21 protein-coding genes are annotated in these 25,284 nt (G+C 50.9%); 2 read left to right on the top strand and 19 right to left on the bottom strand.

Annotation, left to right across the window (positions count from 1 at the left end; genetic code table 11):
* Position 1 precedes the first annotated feature (1 nt).
* The 16 genes from rsgA to SY83_RS15585 all read right to left on the bottom strand — a co-directional run bounded on the left by rsgA (position 2) and on the right by SY83_RS15585 (position 19,815).
* A complete protein-coding gene (gene rsgA / locus SY83_RS15660; RefSeq protein WP_068608204.1) occupies positions 2-910 on the bottom strand; it encodes a ribosome small subunit-dependent GTPase A in 909 nt (302 codons plus the stop codon).
* Positions 911-3,082: a Stk1 family PASTA domain-containing Ser/Thr kinase gene (pknB, locus tag SY83_RS15655; protein ID WP_068608202.1), complete on the bottom strand. Its 2,172-nt coding sequence runs from the start codon at positions 3,080-3,082 to the stop codon at positions 911-913.
* Positions 3,083-3,087: 5 nt separating this feature from the next.
* A complete protein-coding gene (locus tag SY83_RS15650) occupies positions 3,088-3,843 on the bottom strand; it encodes a Stp1/IreP family PP2C-type Ser/Thr phosphatase (RefSeq protein WP_068608200.1) in 756 nt (251 codons plus the stop codon).
* Positions 3,844-3,851: 8 nt separating this feature from the next.
* On the bottom strand, positions 3,852-4,898 hold the full coding sequence (rlmN, locus tag SY83_RS15645; protein ID WP_068608198.1) for a dual-specificity RNA methyltransferase RlmN: 1,047 nt from the start codon (positions 4,896-4,898) through the stop codon (positions 3,852-3,854).
* Positions 4,899-4,986: 88 nt separating this feature from the next.
* On the bottom strand, positions 4,987-6,447 hold the full coding sequence (gene rsmB / locus SY83_RS15640; protein ID WP_082882567.1) for a 16S rRNA (cytosine(967)-C(5))-methyltransferase RsmB: 1,461 nt from the start codon (positions 6,445-6,447) through the stop codon (positions 4,987-4,989).
* A 39-nt stretch (positions 6,448-6,486) separates the two neighbouring features.
* Entirely contained in the window at positions 6,487-7,431 is a 945-nt protein-coding gene (fmt, locus tag SY83_RS15635) for a methionyl-tRNA formyltransferase (RefSeq protein ID WP_068608196.1), read from the bottom strand.
* A gap of 2 nt (positions 7,432-7,433) precedes the next feature.
* Entirely contained in the window at positions 7,434-7,910 is a 477-nt protein-coding gene (def, locus tag SY83_RS15630) for a peptide deformylase (protein WP_068608193.1), read from the bottom strand.
* 42 nt (positions 7,911-7,952) lie between these two features.
* Positions 7,953-10,517: a primosomal protein N' gene (priA, locus tag SY83_RS15625; RefSeq protein ID WP_068608191.1), complete on the bottom strand. Its 2,565-nt coding sequence runs from the start codon at positions 10,515-10,517 to the stop codon at positions 7,953-7,955.
* Positions 10,514-11,728 (bottom strand): bifunctional phosphopantothenoylcysteine decarboxylase/phosphopantothenate--cysteine ligase CoaBC, encoded by a 1,215-nt coding sequence (gene coaBC / locus SY83_RS15620; protein ID WP_068608189.1) that lies wholly within the window; start codon positions 11,726-11,728, stop codon positions 10,514-10,516. Before coaBC ends, priA begins: the two co-directional genes overlap by 4 nt.
* Before the next feature lie 116 nt (positions 11,729-11,844).
* The gene (gene rpoZ / locus SY83_RS15615; protein WP_068608187.1) at positions 11,845-12,042 is read right to left on the bottom strand and encodes a DNA-directed RNA polymerase subunit omega; all 198 of its coding nucleotides are present in this window, start codon (positions 12,040-12,042) and stop codon (positions 11,845-11,847) included.
* A 32-nt stretch (positions 12,043-12,074) separates the two neighbouring features.
* A complete protein-coding gene (gene gmk, locus SY83_RS15610) occupies positions 12,075-12,680 on the bottom strand; it encodes a guanylate kinase (RefSeq protein WP_068608185.1) in 606 nt (201 codons plus the stop codon).
* Between the two features lie 14 nt (positions 12,681-12,694).
* Positions 12,695-12,955, bottom strand: coding sequence for an extracellular matrix/biofilm regulator RemA (gene remA, locus SY83_RS15605; RefSeq protein WP_009672664.1), 261 nt, complete (start codon positions 12,953-12,955; stop codon positions 12,695-12,697).
* 109 nt (positions 12,956-13,064) lie between these two features.
* On the bottom strand, positions 13,065-13,937 hold the full coding sequence (locus SY83_RS15600; RefSeq protein ID WP_231891268.1) for a YicC/YloC family endoribonuclease: 873 nt from the start codon (positions 13,935-13,937) through the stop codon (positions 13,065-13,067).
* A gap of 43 nt (positions 13,938-13,980) precedes the next feature.
* The gene (locus tag SY83_RS15595) at positions 13,981-15,885 is read right to left on the bottom strand and encodes a bifunctional homocysteine S-methyltransferase/methylenetetrahydrofolate reductase (RefSeq protein ID WP_068608181.1); all 1,905 of its coding nucleotides are present in this window, start codon (positions 15,883-15,885) and stop codon (positions 13,981-13,983) included.
* 187 nt (positions 15,886-16,072) lie between these two features.
* Positions 16,073-16,903 (bottom strand): diaminopimelate epimerase, encoded by an 831-nt coding sequence (gene dapF / locus SY83_RS15590; protein ID WP_068608179.1) that lies wholly within the window; start codon positions 16,901-16,903, stop codon positions 16,073-16,075.
* Positions 16,904-17,031: 128 nt separating this feature from the next.
* The gene (locus SY83_RS15585) at positions 17,032-19,815 is read right to left on the bottom strand and encodes a calcium-translocating P-type ATPase, SERCA-type (protein WP_068608177.1); all 2,784 of its coding nucleotides are present in this window, start codon (positions 19,813-19,815) and stop codon (positions 17,032-17,034) included.
* Between the two features lie 161 nt (positions 19,816-19,976).
* Between SY83_RS15585 and SY83_RS15580 the strand changes: the two genes are divergently transcribed.
* Together SY83_RS15580 and SY83_RS15575 are read left to right on the top strand one after the other, a co-directional pair.
* Entirely contained in the window at positions 19,977-21,701 is a 1,725-nt protein-coding gene (locus SY83_RS15580; protein WP_068608175.1) for an Rqc2 family fibronectin-binding protein, read from the top strand.
* Between the two features lie 14 nt (positions 21,702-21,715).
* Complete coding sequence (locus SY83_RS15575; RefSeq protein WP_068608173.1) at positions 21,716-22,300, top strand: YdeI/OmpD-associated family protein; 585 nt, start codon at positions 21,716-21,718, stop codon at positions 22,298-22,300.
* A gap of 71 nt (positions 22,301-22,371) precedes the next feature.
* Here the strand turns inward: SY83_RS15575 and SY83_RS15570 are convergent, their stop codons facing one another.
* The 3 genes from SY83_RS15570 to SY83_RS15560 form a co-directional block, all read right to left on the bottom strand.
* The gene (locus SY83_RS15570; protein ID WP_068608171.1) at positions 22,372-23,349 is read right to left on the bottom strand and encodes a MerR family transcriptional regulator; all 978 of its coding nucleotides are present in this window, start codon (positions 23,347-23,349) and stop codon (positions 22,372-22,374) included.
* Positions 23,350-23,431: 82 nt separating this feature from the next.
* A complete protein-coding gene (galU, locus tag SY83_RS15565) occupies positions 23,432-24,322 on the bottom strand; it encodes a UTP--glucose-1-phosphate uridylyltransferase GalU (RefSeq protein WP_068608169.1) in 891 nt (296 codons plus the stop codon).
* 24 nt (positions 24,323-24,346) lie between these two features.
* Positions 24,347-25,249: a PHP domain-containing protein gene (locus SY83_RS15560; RefSeq protein WP_231891267.1), complete on the bottom strand. Its 903-nt coding sequence runs from the start codon at positions 25,247-25,249 to the stop codon at positions 24,347-24,349.
* Positions 25,250-25,284 lie beyond the last annotated feature (35 nt).

Below are 25,284 nucleotides of genomic sequence, written 5' to 3'. Positions count from 1 at the left end.
ACTAGTACCTCCTTTTTCTATCTTTCATCTCAACAAGGAACTGTAAGTAATGCTCATGACGGGATTGAGCGATCTCACCCTTCTCTGTGGCTTGTATCACGGCGCACTTAGGTTCGTTCTGGTGCAGACAACCTCTAAATTTACATTGCGGAGCATACTTGGTAAATTCTATGAAACAAGAGCCTAATTCCTCCGGCTCCATGTTTAGAAAGTCCAACTGTGAAAATCCGGGGGTATCCGCGACAACGCCGCCATTCTCCAGATGAATTAATTCCACGTGACGGGTTGTATGCTTGCCTCGGCCCAGTTTCATACTGATTTCGTTCGTTTCCAATTTAAGTCCGGGCACAATGCGGTTGATCATGGTCGACTTCCCGACACCGGACTGTCCAGAGAACACACTGATTGTGTTCGCCAGGGCATCCCGCACTTCCACAATCCCCACATCCTGACGGGAGCTGGTGGTAATAACCTGATATCCGATCTGTTTGTACAATTCAATGGCTTTCGCAGCTTTACGGCCTTCTTCCCGAATTTTGGCATCGGAGTCATCCAGCAGATCCAGTTTCGTCATACAAATAACGTTGGTTAAGCCGGCGTATTCCGTATGAACAAGAAATTTGTCCAGTAACTGCAAATTTAAAGCAGGCTCAGCCAGTGAAAATACAAGAATCGCTTGCTTGACGTTAGCGATCGGCGGTCGGATCAACTCAGTGGAACGAGGATACAGCTCCTGAACCATACCTTCCCCGTTCTCAGTCAAATCGTACAGTACTCGATCCCCTACCAACGGACTTTCACCGCGGTTTTTGAAAATCCCCCTGGCTCGGCATTGAATCGTAACGCCGCCCTCGTCGGGCAGCACGTAATAGTAACCGCTCAAAGCCTTAACAATTAAACCTTCAGGCATTTAGTCGTCCTCATTATCATTTGAGTCATTATTTTTCTTGTCTTTGTTCTTGTCCTTACCCTTGCCCTTGCCGTTATCTTGTGCTGCCGGTGGCTCCGTTGTTCCTTCAGCAGGAGGTTTTACTTCTTCTGAAGGGGTTTCGGCACCTTGCACAGGTTCGGCTTCGGCGCCAGGAATCGTCATGGTCGGCTGATCGCCGTTAACAGCGCCGTCATAACTTACCGTTGCCGAATCCGCCAATTTCCCATCCCGATAAATGCTGATAACCCCGTCTTTCGTCGGTGAGAGCACAAGTTCAACCGGATAGGTCTGAACATCCTTAAGCTTCTTCGTTCCCCACTCCATATTGTCGCCTCTGGCATCGCTGTATACGATCTTAACGGTGCTCTCCTGACCAAGAATCGCAGGTGAAACCGTCACATTGAATGTATAGAACAGGGCGTCGCTTGGGTAGCCGGACGAAACATAAATCGTCACTTCGGAATTTTCAGCTACCGGCTGATTCGGCTCATATGGCCATTGCCGGAAGACAACTCCTTTCGGAGAATAACTAGGCTCCGATTTCACGTTCGCATCCGATATTCGAAGATTGTTCTGAATCGCGATCGCTTTGGCTTCAGCCTCGCTGAATCCAATTAAGTTAGGCATTTTGAAGGTCTCTCTGCCCTTGCTTACGGTAAATTCAAGAGCGTCTTTCTTCGGGTTCATCTCTTGATTGGCAGGGATGGACTGACCCACAATCGTTCCGGCCTCTTCATCGGAAAAGACTTGATCATCCGAAATAAGTTCCTCCTGAACACCTTGAGCGATCAGGCTGGCTTTCACATCTTTATACTGTTGTCCTTCATAATCGGACAGTAAAATCAACGGAATTCCTTTGCTGACCGTAAGTTTAATCGTGTCGCCTTTCCTTACCAGCATACCCTGCTTGTCATATGATAACACAACGTCCTTAGGCACCTCTTCGTCGATCTTGTACAACGGCGGTTCGTCAACCCCAAGACCGGATTTGATCAGTTCAGCGCGAGCTTCATCTAACGTCATCCCTGTTAAGTTCGGAACCGCAACCTCAGGTACACGCAGAATACTTTGCACCCATTGAACGCCAAACCACATCAATAACAAGAGCAGAATGGTTCCAAAGATCCATGAAAAGGGCTTCACCCAAGTTTTCTTCTTGGGAGGAGGCGAACCGGAGGTTGATCCTTTAGAGGATGCCGCTACCGCACCTGGACTCGTATTTCCGTTAGCCGCTTTATACGCTGCTAATTGCTCGGGCTTAATGGCGGTCATTACACGAGTTTGTTCGCCGTCATCAAAGGTCGCGAAGGCGATCTTCGGTTCACTGACCCGTTCCGGACGAAGACAGGTCTCCAAATCCTTAAGCATCTCTGTGGCGGATTGATAACGTTCCTCCGGATTTTTACGCATGGCTTTCAAGATGACATTCTCCACACTCTGCGGTATGGAAGGATTGACTCTGCGAGGCTCCTCCAACTGTTCCTGCAGATGCTTAAGCGCCACGCTAATCGGGCTTTCCCCAAGAAACGGCAGACGCGCGGTCAACATTTGATACAACACGATGCCCAACGAGTATAGGTCTGATTTCTCTCCCGTAACCACACCTTTAGCATGTTCAGGTGAGAAATAATGAACGGAACCGATAACAGAACCGGTCTGTGTAATTGTTGACGAGGTCACGGCGCGCGCGATTCCGAAATCCGTTACCTTCACACGGCCGTTTTTGCCAATGAGAATGTTGTGGGGCTTAATATCTCTATGAATAATATGGTTCTGATGGGCATGCTCCAAGGCGTCGCAAATTTGCGAAGCAACTCGAACGGATTCTTCGGCTTGAAGCGGTGCGCGTTCCTGTATAATTTCATTAAGATTATGACCGTCAATATATTCCATAACAATATAATGAATTTCATCTTCCTGCCCGACATCGTAGATGCTTACAACATTGGGATGGGATAAAGACGCTGCGGACTGGGCTTCCCTGCGGAAACGGCGGATGAACTCCTCGTCGTGTACGAACTGTTGTCTTAATACTTTGACGGCGACTTTGCGATTGAGCAGAATATCATGCCCCTTGTACACCAATGCCATGCCGCCGCCGCCGATTCTGGAAATAATCTCATAACGTCCGCCTAATTCTAATCCGATCATTCATCTCACCCCTTTCCTTCTTGGTCTCCCGGCACATTCCATAACAGAGCCGCCGAGATGTTGTCGTCTCCGCCCTCTTCCAGCGCCAGCCTTACCAATTCCCGGGCTTTACCCTCTAAGTTGTTTTCTCCTGCCAAAATACGCAGAAGATCCTCCGATTCCACCATATTGCTGAGTCCGTCGCTGCATAGGAGCAGAATATCTTCCTCGTTCCAATACAAATGTTGAATGACCGGCTCCACGTGGGGCTCCGTGCCCAACGCTCGGGTCACCACATTGCGGCGCGGATGATGAATGGCTTCTTCGGAAGAAATTTGCCCGGATTTCACCAGTTCATTCACAAAGGAGTGGTCTTCCGTAAGCTGGCGAAGATTTCCTTCACTCAGCTTGTATACTCTGCTGTCTCCGATATGTCCGACAATAATAAAGTGGTCGGCGGCCAACACCACATCCACCGTCGTCCCCATTCCTCTTAATTGATCCTGACTCGAGGCAATCGTATAGATCTCATGGTTGGCCTTAAGAATAGCATCCTTTACAGATTGCTCAAGCTGTCCTATGGACATCTCTTTATGTACAGACTGCAGGGAAGCGATGATTTGCTCCACTGCGGTTTGGCTGGCCGTCTCGCCAGCCTGGTGTCCGCCCATACCATCGGCAACAACCGCCAGATAGAATCCGCTTTGCAGCGATTCTACCTGAACACGGTCTTCGTTTACCGGGCGGATGCGACCGATATCTGTGAGGTAAGCTGATTTCATTTCGACGATCACCTCGAACTGGATTCCATGTGTTTCGCCCTCAATTGACCGCAAGCGGCGGCGATATCATGTCCTTGCTCCCTGCGAATGGTTGCGTTAATCTTCTTGCGTTCCAGAATGCGCTGGAAGGCGAAGATATCATCCCGCGGGGTACGTTCATAATTGCGTTCCGGCACGTAATTGACGGGAATGAGATTGACATGACACAGCATATCTTTCAGGACATCCGCCAGTTCCTCCGCATGCTCGGGACGGTCATTAACGCCCCCGATCAGGGCATATTCAAACGTAATTCTTCTTCCGGTCTTGGCGATATAATAGCGGCAAGCCTCCATGACATCCACGAACGGAAAGCGCCGGTTGACCGGCATCAGCTTCGAGCGTAAGGCATCATTAGGGGCATGAATGGAAATCGCAAGGTTAATTTGTGTGTTTTCTTCCGCGAACTTGTACATGCTCGGCACAATACCTGAAGTGGAAACCGTAATATGACGTTGTCCGATATTCAAGCCCTTCTCGTGAATCATGATTCGCAAGAAATTCATCGTGTTGTCATAGTTTTCGAACGGTTCGCCGATTCCCATAATAACGATCGAACTGACACGCTCTTTGGTTGCGTCCAGAATTTTCTGCGCCTGCACCACTTGAGCCACGATTTCACCTGCCGTTAAGCTCCGCTTCAACCCGCCTAAGGTTGAAGCGCAGAACGTGCAGCCAACGCGGCATCCCACCTGGGTCGTCACACAGATGCTGTTACCATAGCTATGCTTCATGATTACCGTCTCAATGGAATGATCATCCTGCAAGCCGAACAGAAACTTTACCGTTCCGTCCTTGGATTCAAATCTTGTGATCTCGTTCAGCGTTACAAATTGAAATTGAGCCTCGAGTTTCTCTCGGAGGCTCTTAGGTAAGTTCGTCATGTCTTCAAAGCTGTTCACACGCTTCACATAAATCCAGTCAAAAATCTGACCCGCGCGGAATGCAGGCTCGCTGTTATCCTTGGCCCACTCTTGAAGCTGCTCCAGTGTAAAATCGTAAATAAATGGTTTCAAATGATCACAACCTATTAGTTTTTGTTTCGTTTAGTGTATCTCATCCGCTTTATTTTATCATAAAGGGGGTAAGGGCTAAAGGACAGTTTTACTTCACGCGCCGCAAACGTGCTATAAAGAAGCCGTCTGTATGGAAATGATGGGGTAAAATTTGCACCATGCCTTCTCGGACAATGGCCTTCTCGCGCACCGCTTGCGGTACATAATCGATCAACCCGGCATCTAACACATAATCGGGATGTTCCTTCAAAAAGCGCGTTACTTGACGCTCGTTTTCCTCCGGCTCAATCGTACATGTGCTGTAAACCAGAATACCGTCCTTACGCAACAAGCCTGCCACCGAAGCCAGCAAATCATGCTGCAACGCTGAGATCTCGGCGATCTCCTGTTCCCGCTTGGCCCACTTGGCATCCGGCTTCCGCCGAATGACGCCAAGCCCCGAGCACGGCGCATCCAGCAGAATGCGGTCGAACGAAGCCGGAGCGTACCGCCCGGCAAGTTCCTTCGCATCCCCTACCGCCGTGCGAATGCTCTTCAGGCCGAGACGATCGGCCTGCTCGCGCACCAACGCTTCCTTGTGCGGATGCACATCGTTCGCGATTACCGTACCGCGATCGCCCATCTTCTCCGCCAAGTGCGTCGTCTTGCCGCCAGGGGCGGCGCAGCAATCCAGGACATCCATGCCCGGCTTCGGGTCCACGACCTCGGCCACCAGCATGGAGCTTTCGTCCTGGATCGTGAACACGCCCTCGCGGAACCCTGTGGCATGCGCCATATTCCCGGCGCTTTCCACAACGACGCCAGCCGGCGCCACCGGGGACGCGTGCGCGGCAACCCCTTCCCGCTGAAGCCGCTCAAGGAGCGCTTCGCGGGAGCCCCCCAGCGCGTTCGCCCGCACACTCACGTGCGGCGCCGCGTTGTTCGAGGCGGCGAGCTGCGCCGCCTCGGCTTCGCCGTAATGCGCCACCCAGCGAGCGACCATCCATTCGGGATGGGAATGCTCGAGGGCGATGCGCGTTACGGCGGGAAGCTCCGCCGGCAGCGTCAACTCGGCCTTGCTGCGGATTACATTCCGCAGCACCCCGTTGACCATGCCGGAGATGCCTTGGTGACCGCGGCGCTTCGCCAAGTTCACCGCCTCGTTCACCGCCGCGTGCACCGGAATGCGGTCGAGATAGTACAGCTGGTAGAAGCTTAGTCTGAGCAGATTTCGTACCCAGGGTTCCAGCTTGTTCAGCCCTTTGGCCACAAACCGGCTTAAATAGTAATCGATCGTGTTCAGACGTTGAATGGTCCCGTACACAAGCTCTGTAGCGAGACCCGCATCCTGACGCTCCAGCGCATGCTTCTGCAGAGATTGATTCAGCAAGAGGTTGCTGTAAGCTTTCTCGGTGTCCACACGGGTGAGCACATCCAGCGCCAACTCACGCGCAGACGGTTTTCGCGAGGAGTGGCGACCCTGCGCAACAGGTTGTCCTCCGCTGCCATTAGAACGAGCCTGCCCGCCCTTAGAATCCTTAATATGTTTACTTTTTCGTTGATCAGTCAATTGAATTACCTTTCCCTCCGCCTTCAGGCAGGGCTCTTATTAGCCAAGTACTGTGCCCGGCGCAAGTTTACTTCCTCGGCTGAATACACCGGCATCCATCGCTTTCTTCCCTGCAGGCTGCACCTCGGTCAACAGCACCGAGCCGTCCGCGGTGGCGACTTCAATTCCTGCATCCGACAAACCGAGTACCGTACCCGGCAATACGGTTTCAGCACCGGGCTTGCGCATGACCGTGCCCGGCCGGCATGACCAGATTTTAAACACTTCGCCGTTCCATAAAGTATACGCTACCGGCCAGGGATTCAACCCGCGCACTTGATTAAAGATATCGCGGGACCCGCGGTCCCAACGGATAAGTTCATTCTCGCGTGAGATGTTGGGGGAATAAGTCGCTTCTTCATGGTTTTGCGGGATTGCGGTAATGGTTCCTGCCTGAATTTCAGGCAATGTCCGGAGCAGAAGATTCGCTCCCGCTACAGCCAGCTTATCAAACATGGTGCCGGAAGTATCCGCTTCCTCAATGGGGACCTCCACTCTCGAGATCATATCTCCCGTGTCCAAGCCGGCCGCCATATACATGACGGTTACGCCTGTCACGGTTTCCCCGTTCATGACCGCATGTTGAATCGGAGCCCCTCCGCGATACTTCGGCAAGAGGGAGCCATGCACATTAATGCAGCCCAAACGAGGCAGCTCCAGCACCGCTTTAGGCAAAATCTGTCCGTACGCCGCCGTCACAACAAGATCCGGCTCTAACAGAGCGAGCTCTTCCGCGGCCGCAGGATCGCGCATCTTAAGCGGCTGAAGCACGGGCAGCCCGTGCTTCAGAGCCTCCTCTTTCACCGGGGGAGGAGTCAGCACCCGTTTACGTCCTTTGGGACGGTCCGGCTGCGTCACGACGCCGACTACATTGTAACCTTCATCCAGCAAAGCCCGAAGAGAAGGTACAGCAAACTCCGGCGTGCCCATAAATACGATTCTCATCTTTATTCCTCCGGACGGGTTCTTGGGTCATAGAGGGAAGTAGCAAGATCCGTAAATAAGACACCGTTCAGGTGATCAATTTCATGTTGGAAACAACGGGAAAGAAGACCTGTGGCTTCTATGGTAATTTCATTGCCTTCCCGATCCAGACCTTTCACGACAAGCTTCTCCTTGCGCTTGACTTCGCCGTTTAAGTTGGGAATGCTCAAGCAGCCCTCGGAACCAACCTGTTCGCCTTCTCCCGATACGATCTCCGGGTTTACCATTTCAATTAATCCGTGTTCATCGCCGACATCCACAACAATAACCCGTTTCAAAATACCGATTTGCGGCGCGGCAAGACCTACACCGTCGGCATCATACATCGTATCCGCCATATCGCTAAGCAGCTTTTGAATATTAGACGTTATCTTCGGAACAGGTTTGGACGTTTCTCTCAATACCGGATCTGGATCTTTCACAATTATACGAATAGCCATGCTGGGTAACCTCCTACGATTTGGAAAACATAAATGTATAGACTACATCAGAATCTGCGGATCTACGTCCACGCTGATTTGTATTTTATGGGGCTTGACTCTGCTTTCAAAAGAAGCCAGAACTGCTTTTACCGCTTCAATCGCGGCTGACTCTTCCCGATATTTTACCATGCATTGGAACCGATATCTATCTTTAATCCTTGGTATGGGCGAAGCAACCGGACCCATAACCTCAAAGGAGGGTTCTCCTTCACGAGCGGCGCCCGCCCTCTCTCTTAAAGTATTCGCAAGCGCTTCGCCGATTTGGACCAAGACAGGAATATGTTCATGCGACATGGTAATCAAAATAAGACGGCAATACGGCGGGTAGCCCCGCTCTTTGCGCATGCCCAGTTCTTGCATAACAAAAGAATCATAGTCATGACGACTGGCATGTTCAATACTATAATGCTCCGGAGAGTAGCTCTGGATCACAACTTCACCAGGCAAGTGATGACGTCCGGCTCGCCCCGCCACTTGGGTCAGCAGCTGAAAGGTCTTCTCTCCCGCCCGAAAATCGGGAAGATTCAGTACCGTATCCGCGGCAATGACACCCACCAGAGTCACATCGGGAAAATCCAGTCCTTTGGCGACCATCTGAGTACCGAGAAGCACATCGGCTTCTTTGTTGCGGAACTGGGTAAGCCATTTCTCATGGGAGCCTTTCTCCGTGGTGGTATCCACATCCATACGAATTACCCGGATGCCGGGAAACAACTTCCCCAGCTCTTCTTCCACCTTCTGCGTGCCTGTGCCAAAGAAGCGAATATGCTCACTCTTGCAATCCGGACACACCTCCGGCTCCCGTTCCGCATATCCGCAGTAGTGACATCGAAGGTTGCGAGAGCGTTGATGGTAGGTTAAGGAGATATCACAATGGGGACAGCCTGCCACAAACCCGCAACTCCGGCACATGACGAATGTGGAATAACCGCGCCGGTTTAAGAGCAGAACGGTTTGTTCTTTCTTGTGAAGCCGGGTTTCTATAGCGGAATACAGTTCCCTCGAGAACATGGACCGGTTCCCCGCCTTTAACTCTTCACGTAAATCCACAATCTTGACTTCAGGCATTGGACGACCCGCTACCCGCTCACTCATCGTAATTAACCGAATGGCCGGCTCGCCTCCGCTTAACCGGACAGGCACACCATGAAGATCCGACTTGGTCTGATAAAAGGTTTCCAAAGAAGGAGTCGCTGAACCCAATACAACCACCGCGTCATGGGCGCAAGCCCGCTCGATCGCCACCCGCTTGGCGTGATACTTGGGACTTTCCTCTTGTTTGTAGGATGATTCATGCTCTTCATCTATAATAATAAGTCCAATTTTCGTGAAAGGCGCAAATATCGCGGAACGCGCTCCTATAGCGACGGTTACCTGACCTGCGCGGATTTTACGCCATTCATCGTAACGTTCCCCTTGCGATAATCGGCTGTGAAGCACGGCTACCTGATCGCCGAATCTACCTTTAAATCGTTCCACCATTTGCGGAGTCAACGAGATTTCCGGAACCAGCACAATCGCTTCACGCCCAGCATCCAACGTTCGCTGGATGGTCTGCAGGTACACTTCGGTCTTTCCGCTGCCGGTTACCCCTTGAAGGAGATAGGTTCGATGAATTCGATCATCCAGATCCTGCCTGATCGCATCATACGCGATCTGTTGCTGAGGGGTTAGCAACATGGGCAGCGTAGGTGTAAAGTCTCGCCCTTCATAGGGATTCCTGAATTCATCGGCCTCCCGAATGATCAGCATCCCTTTCTCCGCCAAACTTTTCACTGTGGACGCGCTCAAATCAAGCTCAGCCAATAAATCTGCCAATTTCACGGGTTCGTGGTGAAGGAGCAAATAATCTAATACATCCTTCTGTCGTTTGGCGTTGGCAGGGAGTTTATCCAGATAGGCACGAATTTCATTCTTATTTTCATTAGGGTACACGGTGAGAACTTTTTTCTGGGACAATCGGTCTTTAATGACCTGTGCCTCCGTCAGCTGACCGGATAGCAGCATTTGCTTAATGAGGGTTGCCTGTCCTTCGAATTTAAGCAAAAGCTGTTCCGTTTTCACCGGGCCTTTAGCGATGACATACCGGAGTATGCTTTCCCGCTCCAACGTTTCGGATTCGAATAAGATGCCTTGGCCGTTACCAGTCATTTCTCCGCCCGCGAACACGCCATGTTCAACTGCGGACTGAGGGGAAGTGACGCCCTCCGCCGCTTGTATATATCTCTCATATTTCGCTTTCAGCGCACCGGGAATCATGGCTTGCAAAGCCGTAATGTCGTGGCACAAATAGGTTTTACTCATCCAACGGGACAGCTTTACCAACTCCGGCGTCAGCGGCGGTTCCGAATCGGACACCTCGGCAATCGGTTTGATGCGCGCAGCATCGACTTCAGCCTCTTGATGCAAACCCACCACAAAGCCTTGTAAAATACGCGGCCCGAAAGGAACCCCTACCCTGCTGCCGATTTCAACCCATCCGGACAATTTCGGAGGGATTACATAATCATAAGGGCGATTTGTCTCCTTGGAGGGGACATCCACGATCACTTTCGCGTAAGTCAAACGCGATCACCCGCCGCTTCAAGTGTTGAGGCAATGATACGAAGCAAACGGCAAGCCATTTCCGGCTTGGTCATCATCGGCAGGTTCTCCAAGAGCCCGTCCTTATTATAAATTTGGGCGATGTTCGTGTCCGTACCGAAACCTGCGCCCTCCTGAGATACGTCATTGGCCACGAGAAGATCACAATTTTTTCGCTGAAGCTTGTCCATCGCATATTCCTCTAGATGTTCGGTTTCCGCAGCAAATCCGACGACAAAGGTTTTTCCTTTCCTTTGTCCCACGGTTTGCAGAATATCGGGCGTACGCTCCAACTCAAGGATAAGATTTTCCCCGGTTTTCTTCATTTTTTGCGGAGCCACCGATTTAGGTCTGTAATCCGATACCGCTGCCGCCATAATTACAATATCCGTGTCAGCCAGCCGGCGCAGGACCGCGTCATACATTTCCTGAGCCGAGAGCGCTTGGACGTGTTGAACGCCTTCGGGAAAGGAGCCGGCGGAAGTGTTTCCCGCCACCAATACCACCTCTGCTCCCATCCGGCGGGCGGCGGCCGCGATGGCGAAGCCCATTTTGCCTGAAGAGTCATTCGTAATATAACGTACCGGATCCAGTCTCTCGATCGTGCCGCCTGCTGTAATCAACACTCTGCGCCCGGCCAATAAAGGCTCCTCCGACATAAACCTTTCCATAAAATCCACAATTTCGTCTGGTTCCGCCAACCGGCCTTTCCCCACGTAACCGCAAGCCAGTTGTCCTTCGTTCGGATCTATGAAAGTTACGCCGCGGGAAGCGAGTGTCCGCATATTGTGTTCCACGGCAGGATGAGCGTACATATGTACATTCATCGCCGGAGCAATTAGAATCGGGGCTGTCGCCGCAAGAAGTGTTGTGCTGAGCATATCATCCGCGATTCCGTTGGCAAGCTTGCCGATCACATTCGCTGTAGCCGGAGCGATTACGATTAAATCCGCACTGTCGGCAATGTTGATATGAGATACGACCGAAGGATCCTTCTCATCGAATGTGTCCATATAAACCGGATTTCTGGATATGGTCTGCAACGTCAGAGGGGTAATGAATTTGGCCGCAGAAGCCGTCATGATGACTTGGACGCTGGCCCCTTTAGCCACGAGCTTACTGCACAGAGAAGCTGCTTTAAACGCGGCGATACCGCCTGAAATACCGAGCACAATCGTCTTACCGTGTAGCATCCGTCTCACCGCTTTCCCCTAAAAATGAGCAAATAATCCCCAAGAAACGAGGATCGCAATTGCTTGCTCCTTACGTTCTTGGGGATCCTTATCTCCTTACACATAGCTCCTTAATACTACTTCACACGCTCATATACAATATGATCATTATAGATTTCTTCAAGCGCCACGCCTACAAATTTGTGTGATTTCGGTTGGCGAATGTCGGTCTTAACGCCGTCGCGAAGCAATCTGGCCCGTCTGGAAGCGGCAACCACAAGGGAGTATTTGCTGTCCACTTTGCGTACCATTTCATCAATAGAAGGATATAACATTCGTGCACCTCATATTCTAATTTAATTAATTGTCATAACCTAGCGCTATCGAGCAATTGACTCATAACCCGTTCACGCTTGCAATGTTCCGCCGTAATAATGGATTGAATACGGGAGCAAGCCGATTCAATATGATCGTTCACCACGGCATAATCATAATGCTGCATGAGCGCGATTTCTTCCACAGCAGCCGTCATCCTGCGCATAATCGTCTCTTCGGATTCTGTGCCTCTGCCTACGATGCGCGACTGCAATTCCTGCAGCGACGGCGGCATCAGGAAAACAAATACGCCTTCAGGGAACTTCTCTTTCACCTTGAGCGCGCCTTGCACTTCAATTTCGAGAATAATATCCAGTCCCTGATCCAACGTCTTCTGCACGAAATCCCTTGGTGTGCCGTAATAGTTACCGACATATTCAGCCCATTCCAACAACTGGTCATGCTCTATCATATGCTTGAATTGCTCATGTGATTTAAAGAAATAATTCACACCGTCCACTTCACCCTGTCTTGGAACGCGGGTCGTTGCCGAAACGGAATAAATAAGCTCCGGCGCGCGTTTCCTTAGCGCGGTGCAAACTGTGCCTTTACCAACTCCGGACGGACCGGACAATACCAACAACAAACCTTTATCCATGACTCTCCCCAACTTTACTCATCGTGGTCATCGTCTTTATTGGACAAGCGATGCGCGACAGTCTCCGGTTGAACCGCAGACAGAATGACGTGGTCGCTGTCCGTAATAATAACGGCGCGGGTGCGTCTTCCGTACGTCGCGTCAATCAACATATGCCTGTCACGCGCTTCCTGGATAATCCGTTTAATGGGAGCGGACTCCGGGCTGACGATGGAGATGATTCGATTTGCCGATACAATGTTACCAAACCCGATGTTAATTAACTTTATAGCCATTATGGTTCCTCCCACAGTTCCCCTGAAACTCAAGTTCAGTAACGACTTACTCTAGTTTAGCCGATTCTCGCAGATGTCATACTATTTTCATAGCCTGAAGCATCGGTTCTTATTCGATATTCTGCACTTGTTCGCGCATTTTTTCAAGCTCGGCTTTCAGATCAACAACAATTTTCGTTAAATGACTGTGGTTGGCTTTGGAACCGATGGTGTTTACTTCCCGGTTCATTTCTTGCAATAGAAAGTCCAGCTTGCGGCCCACAGGGTTCGAATCGGACAATAAATGCTTGAACTGATCCATGTGACTTGCAAGTCTGGTCAATTCTTCATCCACGTTCGAGCGCTCCGCGAATAAAGCGGCCTCCGTCCATACACGTTGTTCCAGCTCATCCGATTCTCCCATGGACAGCATGTCCCGAATCCGGCTTTGAAGCTTAACCCGATATTCGTCAGCAACCCGGGGAGCAGTCTTCAGAACTTCCGCGTACATCCCGCTAAACTGTTCAAGCCTTTCTATTAGATCAAGAGACAGGTGGGCACCTTCCCTTAATCTCATGGCTTGCAACTGTTCCATAGCGAGACTTACACATTGCATTAATACATCTTCAGGCAGTGCTGATTCCGTATCTTCATCCATCCAGAGCACCGCATCCGGCAATTGCAATAGTTCCTGCAATCCGAGTTCACCCTTCACGGCGTAACGCTGCTGAATGTCCTGAGCCACCTGCCTGTATCCGTCCAGAAGCGCCCAGTTAAGGATCGCTTGACGGCTCGTGACCGTTGTCCGTTCAATGGTGATGAATACATCCAATCGGCCGCGCTTGGCGGCGGTAAGCACCGTTCTCTTAACCGCTTCCTCGAACTTCATATATTCACGGGGAAGTTTAATCATGACCTCCGCGTAGCGGTGATTCACAGACTTGATCTCAGCCGTAAGCCTGTATTCGTTCCAACGTTGCTCCGCCTGACCGTAACCCGTCATGCTGCAAATCATTCTCGCTTCACATCCATTCCCCTATTCTAATTCATTTCGATAGAGGGTACAAGTCAAAATCATGGCGCTTCGTTTTCTCCCAAACATAACGGGTAAGCTCCGCGGTCATGCCATAAAACAGGAAAGGCGTAATCAGATAGATGCCGTTAAAATACTGCATGGCCGCATCCAACAGTTCTTTACCGATCTCAACGCCGACCCTGCGTCCGACTTCGCCTTCCAATCCGGCCATACGCTCGCGAATTTCCGGAGAAAGCTGAATGCCGGGTACTTCGTTATGAAGAAATTCGGCATTTCGTCCGCTGGCAAGCGGCATGATCCCGATAAAAATCGGGATATCCAGATGCTTGGTAGATTGATAGATTCGCTCAATCAACCCGATATCATACACAGGCTGCGTCATAATGTAATCCGCTCCTGCTTCAACTTTGCGCTCCAGCCGTTGCACCGCTTTATCCAAATGTTTCACATTCGGATTAAAAGCTGCTCCGACCACGAAGCTCGCCTTCTGCTTCAGCTCTTTGCCGGAGAATGCAATACCTTCGTTCAATTGTTTAATCATGCGGATGATTTCGAATGATTTCACGTCATAGACGTTGCTCGACCCCGGCAAATCGCCGAAGCTTGCAGGGTCGCCGGTCACCGCGAGCACATGATCGATACCGAGGGCGTGCAATCCCATCATATGGGATTGTGTACCGATGAGGTTTCGATCGCGGCAGGCGATGTGGATGAGCGGCCGCAGGCCGGTTTGTTGCTGCACGAGCGCGCCGAGTGCCAGATTGCTCATACGCGTGACGGCGAGCGAGTTATCCGCCATCGTCACCGCGTCGGCGCCGGCCTCCTGCAGCGCGGCCGAGCCTTGCATGAACCGCGCGATATCCAGATCGCGCGGCGGGTCCAGTTCCACGATGACGGTGTGGCGTTGCCGCACCAGCTCGAGGATGTTCGGCGCGGCCGCGGACGCTTCCGCGGGGGCGCCTGAGTCCGGCGCGGCCGCCGCGGGCTGTGCGGCGGCGGCCGGCGTTGCGGCCGGGCGCGCAGCCGTGCGCGGGCTGTGCGGCGCAAAGCCCCGGAGCGCATCCGCCATCGCGCGGATGTGCTCCGGGGTAGTGCCGCAGCAGCCGCCGATCAGGCGGGCGCCGGCGGCGGCGAACTTGAGCGCGCTGTCCGCGAAGTACTCGGGCGTCGCCATGTACGTGTACTTGTCGTCAACGTAATCCGGAATGCCCGCGTTCGGGTATACCGAGAAAGGGGACGACACATGGCCGACTACACCCTCCAGCGCGCGCAAAATCCCGTTCGGGCCGGTGCGGCAATTGAAGCCGACAACGTCGGCTCCTTGTTCGCGGCATGCCTTGAACGCTTCCTCCATCGTATAACCGTCCAAAGTCCGCCCTACATCTTCCGTCGCAAACTGACAAATAACCGGAACCTTCGCCCCGCCGAGCTCGCGGACGATGCCTAGAGCAAGCAACATTTCCTCAACATCGAAGAATGTTTCCAGCAGAATGCCGTCGGCCCCCGCGGAAATTAAAGCCCCGATCTGTTCCCGGAGGTCGGCCTCTACTTCGGTAAGTTGAGCGTTGTTGCGCCTCCCCCCCCGTATGGATCCTACGGCCCCGACTACGTAAGCGTCTTCGCCCACAGCCTTGCGAGCGATATCCACACCTGCGCGGTTAATCGCTTCCACTTCTTGCTCGAGTCCGAACTTGGAAAGCTTATCGCGGTTAGCCGAATACGTATTGGTTTCAATAACTCTGGCGCCCGCATCATAATAGCGCTTATGCACGTCCCCAATCACATCGGGCTTCGTTAAATTTAATTCTTCATAGGAAATGCCGACAGGAAAACCGAGGTGGTACAGATACGTTCCCATCGCACCGTCGCCGATGAGAATTTGTTGAGACAAGGCCTGGCGTAAATCCGGTTTCATAACATTCCCCACCCATCAAAAATAGTAACCTCTACTTTATCACAGTTCCTCCCGAAACATAAGAGGAATTCCATTACATCTCCGGAACCCGGAATCGCTCTGAGTTGAAAAAAAAGAGCAGGAACCGTCGCCGATTCTTGCTCTGCTTAAACCGGGAAAGCCTGCGCCGGTTCATTCCCGCCATTCTTTATACATTCCCTGTAAATACTTCAGCGGCAGGACCTGTCATGTAAATGTAGTTATCGCTCTCATTCCATTCGATGAACAAGTCGCCGCCCTTTAACGAAATCGTAGCTTCACGATCCGTATGACCGTTCAGCACGGAAGCGACCAACGTTGCGCATGCGCCTGTTCCGCAAGCCAGTGTCGGACCCGCTCCCCGCTCCCACACCCGCATATCCGCATGGTTCTTGGAATTCACCGTGACGAACTCCACATTGATTTTCCGCGGGAACATCGGATGGGTTTCCAGCTTTGGTCCCCATTCCGCCAAATCAAAGTTCACCGCGTCCTCTACGTAAATGACACAGTGCGGATTCCCCATGGACACCGCGGTAAAACGAAATTCACGTCCGTTCACTTCGATTGGATAGTTCACGACTTGCTCCTGATCCACGGTTGTGGGAACTTCTGTTCCTTTCAGGATGGGCTGACCCATATTCACGCGAACGGTCGACACAACGCCCTCTTGGATGGTCAGTTGAACTTGCTGCGCACCCGCACCAAGCGTTTCAATGGTAATTTCGGTTTTGTCGATCAACTTGCGATCGTACACATATTTGGCCACACAACGTATCGCGTTACCGCATTGCTCCGCTTCCGAACCGTCCGAATTCATGATGCGCATCATAAAGTCGGCTTTATTCGAAGGCAGAATGTATACTAATCCGTCCGCGCCGATGCCGAAGAAACGATCGCACAGACGAACAGCCAGCTCCGCCGCGTTCGAAGGTAACTCCTCTTCCCCGTAAACTACGATAAAGTCGTTTCCAAGTCCGTTCATTTTCGTAAATTCCATAAAAAATAACAGCTCCCTTTGCAGTTCTTAATGTTACGCTAGCAACATTTTACCGCAAAAGGGGCTGTATGAGTAGTGAGGATTCAGATCATTGTTTGTACTATTACGCTAGTTTCCTGTTCAAGGGCTTACCGAAACATCGGTTTGGTGTTGATCTTCATCCCTTTGTTCTTTCTGGCGGAAGGGCTCAGAAGACTGCCGATACCCATCAGGAATGTAGGAATGCCCGCGAATATCAATACAAGAACCCAATGCTTCCAATCGAGCGGTGTTGTTTTGAATATAGGCTGCAATTGTTCAATATACACCACGCCCAGCAGGAGAAGCACGGAGGAAATAACGGAAATAACCAGATACACATTTTGGAACGGATTGCGATGAAAGATGGAACGTGAGCTCCGGCAATCAAATACGTGAATCAGCTGTGCCATGACCAATGTGGCGAACGCGACCGTCTGGGAAAGCACGAGTTGCGCTTTATCATCCGGATTCTCACGTAGAACAAGCCAGAATGCGGCCAGTGTACACACCCCGATCAAGGCACCGCGTGAAATGATTTTCCATCCCAGTCTCCGGGCAAAAATATTCTCTTTCGCCGAACGCGGCTTATGCTGCATCAGATCATTCTCAGCCTGATCGACGCCGAGCGCCATAGCCGGTAAGCCGTCCGTTACCAGATTGACCCATAGAATTTGAATGGGTACAAGCGGCAGCGGCAACCCGACCATCATGGCGATGAACATCGTCAAAATCTCGCCTACATTGGAAGCCAGCAAATACCGGATGAATTTACGAATATTTTCATAAATGCTGCGGCCTTCTTCAATAGCGGCTACAATCGTTGCAAAATTATCATCATTAAGAACGAGTGAAGACGCCTCTTTGGACACATCCGTTCCTGTAATGCCCATCGCAATTCCGATATCCGCCGCCTTGATCGCCGGCGCGTCGTTCACGCCGTCCCCCGTCATGGCGACAACATGGCCTTTTCGTTGCAGCGACTTCACGATTCGCAGCTTATGCTCGGGTGAAACACGGGCATAAACGTATATTTCATCCACTTTATTATCCAGCTGCTCATCGCTCATGTTGGCCAACTGTTGCCCGTTTAGCGTCAGCCCGCCGCGCGGAATCATGCCTAATTGACCGGCAATGGCCTCCGCCGTCGTTTGGTGGTCCCCCGTAATCATTACCGTCTTGATGCCTGCTCTCCGGCATGTCGCGATTGCGTCCTTCACCTCTCTTCGCGGAGGATCAATCATTCCCGTAAGACCTACGAAGATCAGGCCGTTCTCGACATCGTCTTCCGTAGAAACCCGGTCATGAGATTTAAGATCACGATACGCAAGTCCCAGTACGCGTAAAGCGGAACGGGCCATACCCTCGTTCGCGGCCAATACCTTTTGTTTCAATGCAGGGGTTAGCGGTGTGATCTTACCTTCCCAAAGCACGTAGGCGCATTGGGAAAGCAGCACATCTGGCGCTCCCTTCGTATAAACAAGTCGACCTCCTTGATGTTCAACCAAGACGGACATCCTTTTCCGCTCGGAATCAAAGGGGAATTCCGCTACGCGTTTGTACAAACCGCTCAAGGCTCCGGCCGTTACCCCCTGCTTCGCAGCCAGAACAATCAAGGCGCCTTCGGTCGGATCGCCGTTCACCTGCCAACGGGGTTCTTCAGTTTCGTTCTTGTTCCGCTTCTTCTTAGATTCATCCGGTGCCGCTTCGGATAACACGGCATTGTTACATAACGCAGCAATCTGTAATAGCCGCCTTAAGGTCTGATCCTGCTGAATATCAGCCTTCTTCCCTTGCTTGAGCACATGACCCTGGGGCACGTAACCCTCCCCTGTAACCTCCGCCAACTCCCCGTCAATCCACAAATGTGTTACGGTCATCTTGTTCTGGGTTAGTGTTCCGGTCTTATCGGAGCATATGACAGACGCGCAGCCCAGCGTTTCCACCGAAGGAAGCTTGCGCACGATGGCTTTGCGTTTAATCATCCGCTGCACCCCTAAGGCAAGTGCGATCGTCACAATCGCCGGCAACCCTTCCGGAATGGCGGCTACCGCGAGCGAAACACCGGCAAGGAACATGCCGTACATCGGTTGACCATGCATAATTCCGGCCACAACGACCATCACGGTAAGTCCGAGCGCGACAAAGATCAGAATTTTGCCCAACTGCTCAAGCCTGTGCTGAAGCGGCGTTTCCATCCCGTCCGTGTTCTGGATAAGGTCCGCGATTTTGCCCATTTCCGTCCCCATACCCGTTCGGACTACAACAGCCCTGGCCGTCCCTCGGGTAATCATCGTTCCCATGAAACCGCAGTTCCGTTGATCCCCCAGTGGAATATCGCCCTCCGCCAACGGTTGAATGTGTTTATTAACCGGAACCGATTCGCCTGTCAAAGCCGATTCCTCAATATAGAGCGAATTGGTTTCCAGAAAACGAACATCCGCCGGAACCCGATCTCCGCTTTCGAGCAGAACAATGTCCCCCGGTACGAGATGATTAGCCGGAACCTGTTCCACACGCCCGTCACGCATCACTTTGGCGGTATACGCCGACAGCTCTTTCAATGCGCGTAAAGAGCGTTCCGCCCGGAATTCCTGAACGAATCCCAATATACCGTTAATGACAATGATCGCGATAATGGTGATGGCGTCCAGATATTCACCCAGCAAGCCCGAAATTAAGGTAGCCCCCATCAACACGAGCACCATGAAATCTTTAAATTGATTCAGAAGTAATGTGATGGGTGAAACACGTTCTCCTTCTGACAGCTCATTCAAGCCATGGATATTCTGGCGATCCTCCGCCTCTTGTCTTGAGAGCCCGCCCTCTGCATCGGTGCTGAACGCGTGCAACACCTCTGCCGGAGTTAACTGATAGTCCTTCTTTCCCTCCATGCTTGCCCTACCTCCTCGTTCCTTGCCGCCGAAAGCGGCAGACATGTCCTTCATAAGCTAACTTTATTCAGACAAGCCGGGAATTATCACAGACGGGCACTTAAGTTTTTGCGGAAAGTATGGCATGATAGAGGAAGTCTTATGGAAGAGGAGTTGCAGCTATGGCATTGGATGGACTAGTGGTGCGCGCCATTGTGCATGAATTGCAGATGTGTGTCGGCAGCCGCATTAATAAAATACATCAACCTAACCCGCACGAAATCATATGGCAAGTCAGAGCTCAGGGAGCCAACCGGAAACTGCTCTTGTCCGCAAATCCCACTTACCCTCGGGTACATTTCACTACAGGTCAATATGTAAATCCTATGGATGCTCCGATGTTCTGCATGTTGCTTCGCAAATATTGCGAAAGCGGCATTATTGAATACGTAGAACAGGTAGAGGCGGAGCGAATTATCAAGATTGGGGTCAGGCAGCGGGATGAGCTGGGTGACCTCAGTGTAAAAACCGTCGTGATCGAGCTCATGGGACGCCACAGCAACATCATTCTCATGGACCCGGCCACCCAACTGATCTTAGACGGGATCCACCACGTAACCCCTGCGATTAGCTCCTATCGAATCGTGATGCCGGGAAGCACTTATGTTTCTCCTCCGGAACAGGGCAAGTTAAACCCTTATCATGTTTCCTCCGCTGAAGTTACGGAAGCGTTGCGTGAAGCTGCAGAGGACAAGCCGGAGCAAGGTATTGTACAACGGTTTAGCGGCCTTTCCCCTCTGGTTGCCCGTGAGATCGTGTTCAGAAGCGGCTCAGAGAGCGCGGAAGCGTTAGGCGAAGCCTTCGCAAGCGTTATGCAGTCCATGGGGGAGCACCGATATGAACCAAATTTAGTTGAAGTATCTTCAAGCGGCAAAGCTGTTTTTTCCGTCGTTCGTTTGACTCATGTGACTGGCGAAACAAGAACATTCGAGACCGTCAGCGATTGTCTGGAAGCTTTTTACGGCAATAAGGCGGAACGGGATACGGTTAAACAACGGGTATCGGATTTGATTCGTTTTTTGCAGAATGAAAAGAACAAGAATGACAAAAAGCTCGAGAAATTGCGCGAAACCGTGGAAGATGCCAGGGATGCGGATAAGTTCCGGATTTTGGGCGAACTGCTTACAGCCTCTCTGCATACCGTTAAACGCGGGGATAAAGAAATCGAAGTCGTCAACTACTACGATGAAGCTCAAGGCAGCGTCCGCATCGCATTGGACCCTCAATTAACACCGTCCGACAATGCCCAACGTTACTTCAAAAAGTACAACAAAGGTAAAAACAGCCTGCTTGTAGTCGGTGAGCAAATTGAAAATACACGCAAAGAAAATGTGTATATTAACGCACTGCAGCAGCAACTAGACAACGCTTCCTTGTCGGACATTGATGAAATTCGTGAAGAATTGATTGAGCAAGGATATATCCGGGATCGAAACAAGAAAGGCAAGAAAAAGAAGAAGAATGACAAGCCGCAATTGTTATGTTACACGTCAAGTGAAGGCATTCCGATTTATGTGGGCAAAAACAATACACAGAACGAATATTTGACAAATCGGCTGGCTTCACCTTCCGACACTTGGCTCCACACGAAGGATATTCCGGGCTCGCATGTTGTCATCAAAAGCGTGAGCTTTGGGGATTCCACATTGGAGGAGGCTGCCATGCTGGCTGTATATTACAGTCAGGCCAGAGAGTCCAGCCAGGTCCCCGTGGACTACACATTGATTCGACATGTTCGCAAACCGAACGGCGCTAAACCGGGTTTCGTTATTTTTGATAACAATAAAACAGTCTACATGACGGCCAGTGAAGAGAAAATCAAACAACTTGCTGTTGCCGTAAAATAAAAAGGCGGTGCGCGATGACTAAGCACAAAGATCCTTTGCCCGTTCTGTTATGTGAAAGCAAGCAGGCTTGGCACCAATGGTTGGAGCATTATGGCAGCACATCTCAAGGCGTCAGACTCCAGATCGCCAAGAAGAAATCCGGTGTAATTACCGTTTCTTATGATGAAGCATTGGAAAGCGCGTTGTGCTACGGATGGATCGACAGTCAGAAAGAAGTATGCGATGAGTTCACCTGGCTGCAACGATTTACTCCTCGGGGCAAGAAAAGTATCTGGTCCAAAGTGAATGTGGACAAAGCGGAGCGTCTGATCTCAGAAGGTCTCATGCGAACCGCCGGACTAAAAACGATTGAAGAAGCCAAATTAGACGGTCGATGGGACAAGGCTTATCTTTCCCAAAGCAAAGCAACGGTCCCCGAAGACTTAGCGGCTGCCCTGGGAAACAATCCCAAGGCCAAAGCTTTTTTTGAAGGACTAAATGCGACAAACCGCTACGCCATCCTGTTCCGAATCAACAATGTGAAGAAGCAGGAAACCCGGGAACGTAAAATTCAACAATTCGTAACCATGCTGGAGAACGGTGAAACCATTTACTCTTGACTTTAAAATAACTGAACTTTATTTCGTGATAATAAATAAGCTATGCGAAGGAGTATTCACTCTCGCATAGCTTATTCTTTCAGGGAAAGCATCCTCTTCACTTTACGAACGGATTCTTTCCCGTCTCCGCTCACGATATACACATGATCGGTACCGTTAACGGCTTCGTCTTGAGTAAACACTCTTCCGCCAATGAACACCTTCGTCTTTAATTGCAGCTCTGTAATGGAACGGTCCATCTTTTTCAGGAAAGGTGCTGCTTCATCATAAAGCACTTTCGTGGAAAAGCTGAACGTGAACGCCTCCGGTTCAAACTGCTCCAGGCAGTCCAGAATGCCTTTCTCAGAAGGGGAAGCTCCGAGATACACCACTTGGTACCCTTGCTGCAAGGCGAAGAAGCCAAAGAATAAAATACCCAGCTCATGACGCTCCCGGGGACCGCAAGCCGTAACAATTAACGGAGCATCGGGCTCAGCTTGATACATATTCTTCATTGCCAATAGACGTTCCCTGAGAAAGTGACTGCCAAAATGCTCCTGATACTCCGAAATGGCATTCATTTCCCATAACTCCCCGATTTCGACGAGAACCGGTTGAAGGATGTTCATTAATACAAATTCCATGGAGTGCAGAGCCAGCAATCGATCGAAGTAACCGGACGCTGAAGCGGTATCGAGGTTTACCAAATGACGGATTAATGTTTTCCGGTATTCGGCAACCTCACCTCTCATGCCGGACTGAGCTAGCCCGGAGGTAGAAACGGTTGTCGCAAGACCAGATTCCACAACGGGATCCTTGGGATAGGATTCCGTTTCCTGCGCATTCTCCAACTGCCATTCCGTGACCGCCAGATTAATCGGAACCCCTTGGTCTACTCGTTGTTTAAGCCAAACTAAAGTATCAATATGCTGGGGCGTATACCCTCTGTACCCATTGGGAAAGCGTTCAGGTTTCACCGCTTGATAACGTTCTTCCCACTTCCGAATCAGTTGAGTGGAAAGTCCCGAACGCAATGAAACCTCTTTAATTGTGTATAAGCGCTGGTTCATCCTAACCCACTCCGTATGTTGTCATGGCATTAGTATAAACCATTTACAAACGTTGTACAACGAATTTGAAAAGTTTACGGGTTTAAGCTTCTATTTTCCAATCCTTGGTCAGTTTAAGCAAATAAGATCTTAGTTGTTCAGAAAGCTCCGGCCGTTGCAAAGCGAATTCGATTGTCGCTTCGATATAGCCGAATTTATTACCCGTATCATAGCGTTTGCCTTCAAAGCTGTACGCCAGAATCGGTTGATTCTCATTTAATGTGCGCAAAGCATCGGTTAATTGAATTTCACCGCCCCGCCCAGGCTGTTGTCTTTCCAGAATTTCAAAGATTTGTGGTTGTATGACATAACGTCCGATAACGGCAAAATTGGATGGAGCCGAGCCCCGCTCCGGCTTTTCAACCAAGTCGCTGATATAGGATGTTTGCCCTTTACCCGTAAGAGGTCGATCCGGCGCAACCACACCATATTGATGCACTTCTTCGGCGGCGACTTCTTGTACCGCAATAACGGAAGCATGGTGACTGTCGTAGACGTCCATCATTTGCTTCAGACATGGTGTACCCGAGTCGATAATATCATCTCCCAGCAGAACGGCAAAGGGTTCATCCCCGATAAAGCTCATTGCGCACAGCACCGCGTGACCCAATCCCAACTGCTCTTTCTGGCGGATATAATGAATATCCACCATACTTGAGATCCCGCGCACAATTTCCAGCATTTCATAATTACGCTTTTCTTCCAGAATGTATTCCAACTCGAAGGATTTATCGAAGTGATCCTCGATGGCACGCTTGTTCTTACCTGTTACGATGATAATATCTTCGATTCCCGATGAGATAGCTTCCTCTACGATATATTGGATCGCGGGCTTGTCCACGATCGGCAGCATCTCTTTCGGTTGAGCCTTTGTAGCGGGCAGAAACCGGGTTCCCAAACCGGCTGCCGGGATAATAGCTTTGCGAATCTTCATATAAAACGTCCTCTCCCCTGAATGTTATGGTGAAACTGGTGGTTTTAACTGCTGCACAACCGACATAGGGACCCGCTTGGAACCCAACGCCCCATGGAACACGATTCCATTGCGCTCTCCGTGATAATCAGAGCCTCCAGTCACGATAAGCTGATATGCCTTGGCAAGCTCTGCATACTTCTCTTCGTTCTGGATGCTATGGTCGGAATGATACACTTCCAACCCATCCACACCTGACTTTATAATCGCTGTAACCAGATCGTCCTGATTATAGAGTCCCGGGTGAGCCAGCACAGCCCGTCCGCCCGCTTCACGAATCCATTGAATAGCCTCATACGGAGTAATACGAGGCGGGTTCGCATAGGCCAGGCCCTGAGAACCCAGGTACCGATCAAACGCCTCTTCCATCGTGGCAACATACCCCTTATCTATCAATACTTGAGCAATATGCGGGCGGCCAACGGTTTCATCCGCCTTAGCCTTGGTCAAACGCGCCATGACTTCCTCCAGACGTATCATTACGCCAAGTTGATTCAACTTTTCAATCATTAACTCGTTACGTAAATTTCGGGTGCGTCTCAGATCGGATAAACGTTGTAGGAATTTCTCGTCATCTATGTTCATATAGTATCCGAGGATATGTATATCGCGTCCTTGGGCAACGGTGCTAATCTCCACGCCGGGTATTACGGTGATGCCGATCCGCATACCCTCTTCAAGCGCCTCGGTTACACCCGCAACCGTGTCATGATCCGTAACGGAAATACCTGACAATCCGGATTCTTTAGCCAGACGGACATTGTCCGCCGGCGCATTTGTGCCGTCTGAAGCGGTTGAGTGCGTATGTAAATCCGCAAAACCATATAATGTTTCATCGGCACCCTGATCGTCTGCTCGGTGGAAAACAAGTTCTGAAGCTTCCATCATTTCATCCTTTCCGTATCGTAAGATGAACTCCTTTA

Source organism: Paenibacillus swuensis, from assembly GCF_001644605.1.
Taxonomy (GTDB): domain Bacteria; phylum Bacillota; class Bacilli; order Paenibacillales; family DY6; genus Paenibacillus_N; species Paenibacillus_N swuensis.
The sequence above is the reverse complement of the archived record's forward strand: the minus strand, read 5'-3'. Positions and strand labels throughout refer to the sequence as shown.

Coding starts and splice junctions, on each gene's coding strand:
- remA (WP_009672664.1), bottom strand. CDS start 12,955: ATGGCTATAAAGTTAATTAACATCGGGTTTGGTAACATTGTATCGGCA.
- SY83_RS15650 (WP_068608200.1), bottom strand. CDS start 3,843: ATGAAATCAGCTTACCTCACAGATATCGGTCGCATCCGCCCGGTAAAC.
- def (WP_068608193.1), bottom strand. CDS start 7,910: ATGGCTATTCGTATAATTGTGAAAGATCCAGATCCGGTATTGAGAGAA.
- pknB (WP_068608202.1), bottom strand. CDS start 3,082: ATGATCGGATTAGAATTAGGCGGACGTTATGAGATTATTTCCAGAATC.
- SY83_RS15570 (WP_068608171.1), bottom strand. CDS start 23,349: ATGAACCAGCGCTTATACACAATTAAAGAGGTTTCATTGCGTTCGGGA.
- rpoZ (WP_068608187.1), bottom strand. CDS start 12,042: ATGTTATATCCTTCTATTGATGAAATGGTACGCAAAGTGGACAGCAAA.
- coaBC (WP_068608189.1), bottom strand. CDS start 11,728: ATGCTACACGGTAAGACGATTGTGCTCGGTATTTCAGGCGGTATCGCC.
- rsgA (WP_068608204.1), bottom strand. CDS start 910: ATGCCTGAAGGTTTAATTGTTAAGGCTTTGAGCGGTTACTATTACGTG.
- SY83_RS15595 (WP_068608181.1), bottom strand. CDS start 15,885: ATGAAACCGGATTTACGCCAGGCCTTGTCTCAACAAATTCTCATCGGC.
- dapF (WP_068608179.1), bottom strand. CDS start 16,903: ATGGAATTTACGAAAATGAACGGACTTGGAAACGACTTTATCGTAGTT.
- SY83_RS15575 (WP_068608173.1), top strand. CDS start 21,716: ATGACTAAGCACAAAGATCCTTTGCCCGTTCTGTTATGTGAAAGCAAG.
- gmk (WP_068608185.1), bottom strand. CDS start 12,680: ATGGATAAAGGTTTGTTGTTGGTATTGTCCGGTCCGTCCGGAGTTGGT.
- SY83_RS15585 (WP_068608177.1), bottom strand. CDS start 19,815: ATGGAGGGAAAGAAGGACTATCAGTTAACTCCGGCAGAGGTGTTGCAC.
- SY83_RS15560 (WP_231891267.1), bottom strand. CDS start 25,249: ATGATGGAAGCTTCAGAACTTGTTTTCCACCGAGCAGACGATCAGGGT.
- SY83_RS15580 (WP_068608175.1), top strand. CDS start 19,977: ATGGCATTGGATGGACTAGTGGTGCGCGCCATTGTGCATGAATTGCAG.
- fmt (WP_068608196.1), bottom strand. CDS start 7,431: ATGAGAATCGTATTTATGGGCACGCCGGAGTTTGCTGTACCTTCTCTT.
- SY83_RS15600 (WP_231891268.1), bottom strand. CDS start 13,937: ATGACGGGTTACGGTCAGGCGGAGCAACGTTGGAACGAATACAGGCTT.
- galU (WP_068608169.1), bottom strand. CDS start 24,322: ATGAAGATTCGCAAAGCTATTATCCCGGCAGCCGGTTTGGGAACCCGG.